This window comes from Salinisphaera sp. (genome assembly GCF_002729955.1).
Lineage (GTDB): Bacteria > Pseudomonadota > Gammaproteobacteria > Nevskiales > Salinisphaeraceae > Salinisphaera.
Genome location: NZ_PBYA01000018.1, coordinates 66304 through 73528, shown reverse-complemented (window position 1 = coordinate 73528; position 7225 = coordinate 66304). Strand labels below are relative to the sequence as shown.

Annotated in this window: 4 protein-coding genes; 2 read left to right on the top strand and 2 right to left on the bottom strand. The window is 64.0% G+C overall.

Annotated elements, in window-relative coordinates:
- Both CMN27_RS05150 and CMN27_RS05145 read left to right on the top strand, forming a co-directional pair.
- The coding region (locus tag CMN27_RS05150) for a LamG-like jellyroll fold domain-containing protein (RefSeq protein ID WP_293624569.1) at positions 1-1834 on the top strand (1834 nt) is incomplete at its 5' end.
- Between the two features lie 288 nt (positions 1835-2122).
- The gene (locus CMN27_RS05145) at positions 2123-2641 is read left to right on the top strand and encodes a YgjV family protein (protein WP_293624567.1); all 519 of its coding nucleotides are present in this window, start codon (positions 2123-2125) and stop codon (positions 2639-2641) included.
- Between the two features lie 343 nt (positions 2642-2984).
- Here the strand turns inward: CMN27_RS05145 and CMN27_RS05140 are convergent, their stop codons facing one another.
- Both CMN27_RS05140 and CMN27_RS05135 read right to left on the bottom strand, forming a co-directional pair.
- The gene (locus CMN27_RS05140; protein ID WP_293624565.1) at positions 2985-5066 is read right to left on the bottom strand and encodes a bifunctional 2',3'-cyclic-nucleotide 2'-phosphodiesterase/3'-nucleotidase; all 2082 of its coding nucleotides are present in this window, start codon (positions 5064-5066) and stop codon (positions 2985-2987) included.
- 36 nt (positions 5067-5102) lie between these two features.
- Entirely contained in the window at positions 5103-7019 is a 1917-nt protein-coding gene (locus tag CMN27_RS05135) for a hypothetical protein (protein WP_293624563.1), read from the bottom strand.
- Positions 7020-7225 lie beyond the last annotated feature (206 nt).

Below are 7225 nucleotides of genomic sequence, written 5' to 3'. Positions count from 1 at the left end.
GACGCTGAGCGCATGTAACGACGACGACAACACGCGCGAGGCTGACACGCCCACCACGGGTGGCGAACAGACCGACGACGACGGCACGAACGATACCGAGGCCGCGAACGCCTTCACTCTCGCGGTCTTGCCGGATACCCAGAAGTACGCGCGCTATTCGCCCGAGCGTTTCGACGCCCAGACCCGCTGGATCGCCAACAACTACGAAGCCGAGAAGATCGCCTTCACGATGCATCTGGGCGATGTGGTCGACCTCGCCGACTCGCCGCAGGAATGGACGGCGGCCATGCAGTCGCTGTCGATACTCAACGACAACCCACAGACGCCCTACAGCGTGCTGGCCGGTAACCACGATGTACTGCAATCCTGGCAGTACGACACCGAGCGCGACCGGGCTGCCGAGCCGTATCTCGACTACTTCTCGCCCGATCAGCAGGCCGCACGATTCTCAACGTTCCAGGGTGCCGACCCGACAGGTTTCGGCACGTATCACATCTTTCAGGGTGACGAGCGCCAGTATCTGGTCCTCGCACTGGACTGGCGTACCGCGTTCGCGACGATCGACTGGGCCCAGTCGGTGCTGGACGCGCACCCGAACATGCCAACCATCCTCACCACTCATCAGCTGCTCAACATCGGCGCCGGCGACGAGGGCGATACGAACGCCATCTTCACCGATCACGGGCTGCGCCTGTGGCGTGGGCTGATCTACGACAACGACCAGATCTTTCTGACCATCAACGGCCACCACCATGGCGAAGCGTCGATGATGGCCAAGAACCGCTATGGCCGCGACGTGTTCATGGAAGTCGTGGACTACCAGTCCGGCTTCTGGGGCGGCAACGGCATGATGCAGCTCATCACCTTCGACACCGACAACGACATGCTGCGGTTCCGCTCATTCTCGCCCTGGGCCGCGGCCATCCCGCAAGCCGAGCGCGGGCCGGAGGATGAAGTCGAGCGCTGGGCCTTCAGCGTGCCCATGGACTTCGAGAAACGCTTTGCCGGCCTGAACCAGAACGCCATTCCCGCCTCTGCCGGCAATATCGAGGGCACCGAGGCCTACTGGATTCTGGATGCGGATCATCAGGTCACGGGCGCCAACGGCAATCCCGCATTCATCGATGCCTCGGGCAACGGCAACACCATGGAGCTCACCGGGCTGGCCCCCGGCAGTGGCGATCAATCGGAATATTTCCGGGTCGTCGACGATACGCCCGCCTTCGGCCATGCCCGAGGGTCGGCACGGTTTACCCCGAACGGGGGTTATTCGGGCTACTACCTGCGCAGCGATGCCCCGGGCCTGACTTTCGAAGAGGCGGCCAGCGGCAACGGCGGCTATCTGCCGCAGTACACCATCGAAGCCGTGGTGCGACTGCCCCGCGAATGGACCGCCGACGCATACGACTGGGCGGGCGTACTCAACCATCTGCGCAACGTCAGCGATATCTGCAACTTCCATAGCCTGGATTGCAGCGGCGGCGACACCGCGCCGGGGCTCAATATCTCGTCGCTGGCGGAAATGCAGTGGGTGACGGTGTCCCAGAACGGCAAAATGGAAGACGCCTGGTCCTGGGAGCTCGACCGCGAGCGCTGGTACCACGTCGCCCTGGTCAACGACGGCGAATATCTGCGCATGTACGTCAATGGCCAGCAGACCATGCGCTCAGCCCAGGCAGCCAAGCAGGGGCTGCTCGCCGCGCCCGGCCGGCCGTGGTCGATCGGCATGAACGGCACCGAGAACGACCCCGGCAACCTGTTCTTTGGCGATATTGCCGAAGTACGGATCAACAGCCGCGTACTCGAACCCTCCGAATGGCTCTATAGCCAGTAGCCACGGGCGCCGGCCCGCCGCCGAACGACGGCGCGCGGGCCGGGCCTCGACCGACACGCTCGATTCGATCGAGCCCGTTTCCCCCTCCTCGCCCGCCGTATCAATCGGCGGGCGCTTTTTATGCGTGCCGCTGGCGATCGACTCGCAGGCCGCGCGTCTACCTGGCGGCATTCGCCTGTATCCCTCGGCATGCCGTGCAGTTCAAACCCTGCCGCTGCGCCCGGGCTTGATCGCAACACCGGTTTCGGTCAGCGTAGCGCCGGTGTTTTCCTATGTCGGCCCGGCCGCATGTTCGATGATCCTTCCCTGCGCTGGCTCGCGGGTCAGGCGTTCGGCCTGATCGCGCTGGCGCTGTGTGTGGCCGGTTTTGCCAGCAAGCGCGACGACCGCCTGTTCTTTCTGCTGCTATTCGCGAACGTCGCCTTTGCGCTGCAGTTCGCCATGTTTCGCAGCTGGGCGGCGGCCGCGATCGCCGCCCTGATCGTGCTTCGTATTCACTGGGTCCGGCGCTACAAAGGCAACGCGGCCGTCATGCTGATCATGGCCGGCCTGACCGTGATCGCGGCCGTGCTGACCTGGTCCGCGCCCCGCGATGCCTGGGCCCTGGCCGCCGGGTTGATCGGAACCTACGGCATGTTCATGCTCGAAGGCATTGCCATGCGCTGGCTGCTGGCGGTGGCCGCTTTCTGTTGGGTGATAAGCAACCTCCTGGTCGGCTCGCTCGGCGGCACCCTGGCCGAGTCACTCATCCTGGTGACCAACCTGGTCACCATCGCCCGGCTTTATCGCAGCGCCGATCGCGACTGAACGGGCGGCTGCTCGTCTGCTAGTTCTGTATAGCAGGCGCCGTGAGCCATACGGTGGACGCAAGTAATTGCCGCCTCAGGTAATCGCCGCTCAATGCGAGACCGCGCCCTGTACGATCCACCCCGCAACCCCCGGCGGTTCCTAAACCCATGTTCGAGTGAGTCATCGGTCAAAGCGCAGACCACGCGGCTCCAGCCTGGCTTGGTATCAGAGCGTGTCCATCGGTGCGACGCGGCCGGCTCCCCTTAAACGCCTGGCCGCGCGAAAAAACAACGGGGCGTTCGCAAAATAAAACCCGCTGTCTGAAACCAATCAGACAGCGGGCTCGGATCGCTCGGGTTAGTTACTGAAGATTCAGTTCGTAGACCCGCTCGTTGTCGTCGTTCACCCGTATGAAACGCGCATCGAAGACATCGCTGGCCATGGACTGCTCCTCGACGAAGTTGCGTGCACGGTCGGTGTTGGGCACGCGGAACGTAAGCGTGAGATCCACCCCGCTCTGGATGGGCGCAAACCGCCAGTTGCCGTCGGCCGTGGGGGTGACCGGCGACTCGTTACGGATATAGTCGGCCAGGATCGTGCGGTTGGCATCCGGCGAGTTGATCACGATGTGATCGGGGCCGGTGCCCGGGAACTGACCGCCATTGGCGCGATAGTTGTTGGTCGCCACGATGAATTCCTGGTCGTCGGCGACCGGCTGGCCGTTATAGGTCAGGTCGCGAATACGGCTGGCGCCTTCGTTGATGACCTTGCAGCTGCGGTCGAAGCGCGGCGGCTGGGTGACGTCGATCTGGTAGGTCACGCCGTCGATCACGTCGAAGTTGTAGGTCGGAAAGCCGGTGTAGTTGACCAGCGGCTGCGGCTCGCTGGACGTCGGGTCGACCTGGTAGAACTGCGACGCCGAGCATTCCAGCCAGCCCTTGAGTTCGCTACCGCTGACCTTCACCGCGACGAGCGTATTCGGGTAGAGATAAAGATCCGCGGCGTTGCGCAGCGTCAGCTCGCCCTCGGGTACGGTGGTGAAGTCGCTTTCGTTGGCACAGATGCCGTTGCGATCGCAGGCCTTGAAGGGCGCAGCGGCCGACAGCACGGGCAGATCCTGCAGTTCGACGTCGCCCTTGATCAGGTTCTCCACATAGGCCTTCTGGGCGTCGGCCACGATCTGTACCGACGGGTCGTCCTTGACCAGCGCCAGGAAGCTGAAGATATCGTCGGTGGATTCGCCCAGCGGCTGACTCATGTAGTCGCGGGTGGCCTGATCATCGCTGGCGATGAGCGCCTTGATGGCGCCGTCGGCCTCGACCAGCGACTTGCCGTCGGCGAAGATCGGCCGTGCGACGGCCTTGGCATCGGCCACGCGCCAGGTCTCGGTATCGGGCTCGTAGTTGAGCGTGAAATCGACGATGCCCAGATGGTCGCCCCAGAAGCCGGGCATGACCGCCGGTACGCCCTTGATGGTGCCACGCTCCAGGTCGACGCCCGGCGTATCGGCAAATGCCGAACCCGGAAACACCAGATGCGCATGGCCCATCAGGATGGCATCGATGCCTTTCACATCGGCGAGATACCAGCTGCTGTTCTCGGCACGCTTGGCCGGGTCGTAATCTTCGGTGTTCACGCCGGAATGGGCGATGGCCACCACCATATCGGCGCCTTTCTCTTTCATTTCGGGCACATAGCGCTCGGCCATGGCCTTGATGTCCTTGGTGATGACCGTGCCTTCCAGATTGGAACGATCCCACTGCATGATCTGCGGCGGCACGAAGCCGATAAAGCCGACGGTGATCTCGTGCTGGTGGCCATCGCGGTCGGTCAGCGACTGGGTGACCAGCTTGTAGGGCGAAAAGTACGGCACGTCGTTGTCGGGGTTGTCGTCGCCGTCGTCCTTGAAGATGTTGGCGCTGATATAGCCGAAGTTGGCGTCGTCGACCGCATTGGCCAGATATTTCAGCCCGTAGTTGAACTCGTGGTTGCCATAGTTGGCCACGACGTAGTTCAGCGTATTCATGGCCTTGTAGACCGGGTGTACCTCACCCTCGGCCAGCCCGGCATCGGCGCGCCAGTCGCCCATCGGGCTGCCCTGGATGAGGTCGCCGTTGTCGACGAGCATCGTATTGCCGGTGACGTCCATCTCCTCGCGGGCCTGATGCACGAGGGTGGCGGTACGCACCAGCCCGATGCCGGGGTCCGGCGTATCGTTGTAGTAGTTGTAGTCGTTGACGTTGGCGTGGATATCGGTGGTTTCCATCACGCGGAAATCCACAGTGGCCGTCTGCGCCGGAGTCGAATCCGACCCGGTATTGTCGCGGGCGACCGTGTCGTCGTCGTTGTCGTCGCTACAGCCGCTCAGCACGGTTCCCAGAGCGAGCGCGCCGAAAACCAGCATGCTTTTCGAAAGCAGGGGCATACGTTGAATCGAAGTCATGATGTAAACCGCAGAATGTGAAGAGGTAAGGGGGTATCAGCCGTCGCACTGCACGATTTCGATCGAATCCACCGACTCGATGCTGGCCTCGCCGGCATATTCGTCGCGCTGACCGCCGCGCACGGAGACGGTTTCGTCGACGATGCCGGGGTTGTTGGCCGGGCTGTACATGCCCCGCTGGTCGGATTCGAGCTTGACCACGATGGTGGCGCTACCGGTGAGATCGCCCATGCGCATCGCGTAGGGGTCGTTCACGCCTTCGATGACCCGGCCGACGACATCCAGCGAGGTGCCGTTCGAGGCCGCCCGGGCCGTGGCCACCGACACGCCGTTGTCGTCGCCGCATTCGCCGGCGTCGTTACCCGCCGAGGCATCGACGATTTCCAGATCGTGGGTGGACTCCAGGCTCGGCCCATCGATATACACATCGCGGGTGCCGGTCACGCGCAGCGTCTTGCCGACCAGCGACGGATCGTTCTGCGGGCTGAAGCGCTCGCGATCGCCGGCCTCGAGCTTGACGTAGATCCGCTCGGAGTCGTCGTCGAGATCGGCCATTTCCAGGGCGTACTGATCATTGACCGCTCGGGTGATACGCCCGATCGCGGTCAGCGTGGTGCCTTCGCTGGCGGCCAGCGCCTCGCGCACCGATACCGCGTCGCCGCTATCCGGGTCGGGCGAGGACGTACCGCCACCCACCGGCTGCGGCGCGCCGTAGGCACCGTCGGCAAAGGTGGCCGGGTCGAACGGATCGTAGCCGCTATCGGGCTGGCGCCAGGGCGAACCGTTGTCGGGGTCGGATTTTTCCACGTCGGCCATGGGCGTGGGCGTGGCCTCGCCGGCCGGATGCTCGGCGCTGGCGAACTGCGTATAGCTTTCCGGCATGGCCAGCCAGTCGACGATCTGTGTCGACAGCCGGGCGGCATTGCCGCTGTCGGTCCAGCCGGGATAGGTGCTCTTGTCGTTGCCGTTCTCTTCGCGGCGATAGCGTGGCGTGTCGTCCTCGATGGGGCTGGAATCGCCGATGAAGGCGGCCTTGCCCTGCCCGGCCTTGGCGATGGCGACGTACGGGCCTTCCTCGCGGCCGCCGAAATACACGCCCCGATCGACCGCCGGGCCCCACTTCTCGGGGCTGTCGCTGGGCGAGAAGTACACCAGCCCCTTGGCACGACTCGCATCCACGATCGCCAGTGTGGCCCCGCCGGCCATAAGGACCGGCTCCACGCCTTCGGTCAGGCCTTCGACGGCGGCCGGGTCTTCGATGCCGCTAACACCCGGTTTCCAGTCGATGCCGTTGAAGCGATAGCGTACGCCGAACGTCTCGGCCAGCCAGCCGGCATCCGCCGTGCCCGGGTTACGCAGATCGCCGTAGGCGCCGCCCTTGTTATAGCTGGCACGGTCCGAGCGGTTGTAGCCGTTGAACACCTCGGTGGCATCCCAGGTGTTCAGGTTGCGATCGGCGTTGTAGTGATCGGCAATGAAATAGATACCGCCGCCCTCGGACACGAAGCGCTCGAGCGCATCCTGTTCGGCCTGGGTGAGGGGGCGGTTGCTTTCGGCCAGCACCAGCACGCTGGCCTGACGAATGCCGGCATAGGTGATGACGGCCTCGTTGGCGTCGGTCGCCGACTGGCTCGGGCTGCTGTAGTCGTCGACGAAATCGATGATGCCGTTGTCGTTCTTGTCGACGCCGCGGTATTCGCCGACGGTATAACCGCGTGCCACCAGCGCATCGGCAAAGTCCGAAAAGCCGCCGTCGAGCACCCAGTCGGCATTGCCCTGGGTGGCCCCGTGGGAGACATCGAACAGCACCGTCTTGCCGTTGTCGGCCGCCGCGCTCGGTGTCTTGATCGGCGCGGGGTAGTTCCACTCGTAAGGCGCGGCGATCGCGCTGTGCCCACTCGCCAGCAACAGCGTGGACAGAACAAATCCGCTACGAATCCATCGGGCGTTCATCGCGCTCCCCCTGCTTTCAAAGCCTGGGACGCTAACAGCCCAATATGACCTTTATATGTATGACACCGGTGTCTGTGCGGATACCGGTTCCTGCGGTCCCGGCACTTCAAGGCCCCGCGGTTCGCCAAACCGTGCCTGCCGTCGCCGGCCGGTACGGCCTCTAGGCGGTTCTGCGCGCAAAGAGGCGCGGGCTGCGGTGCAAGACA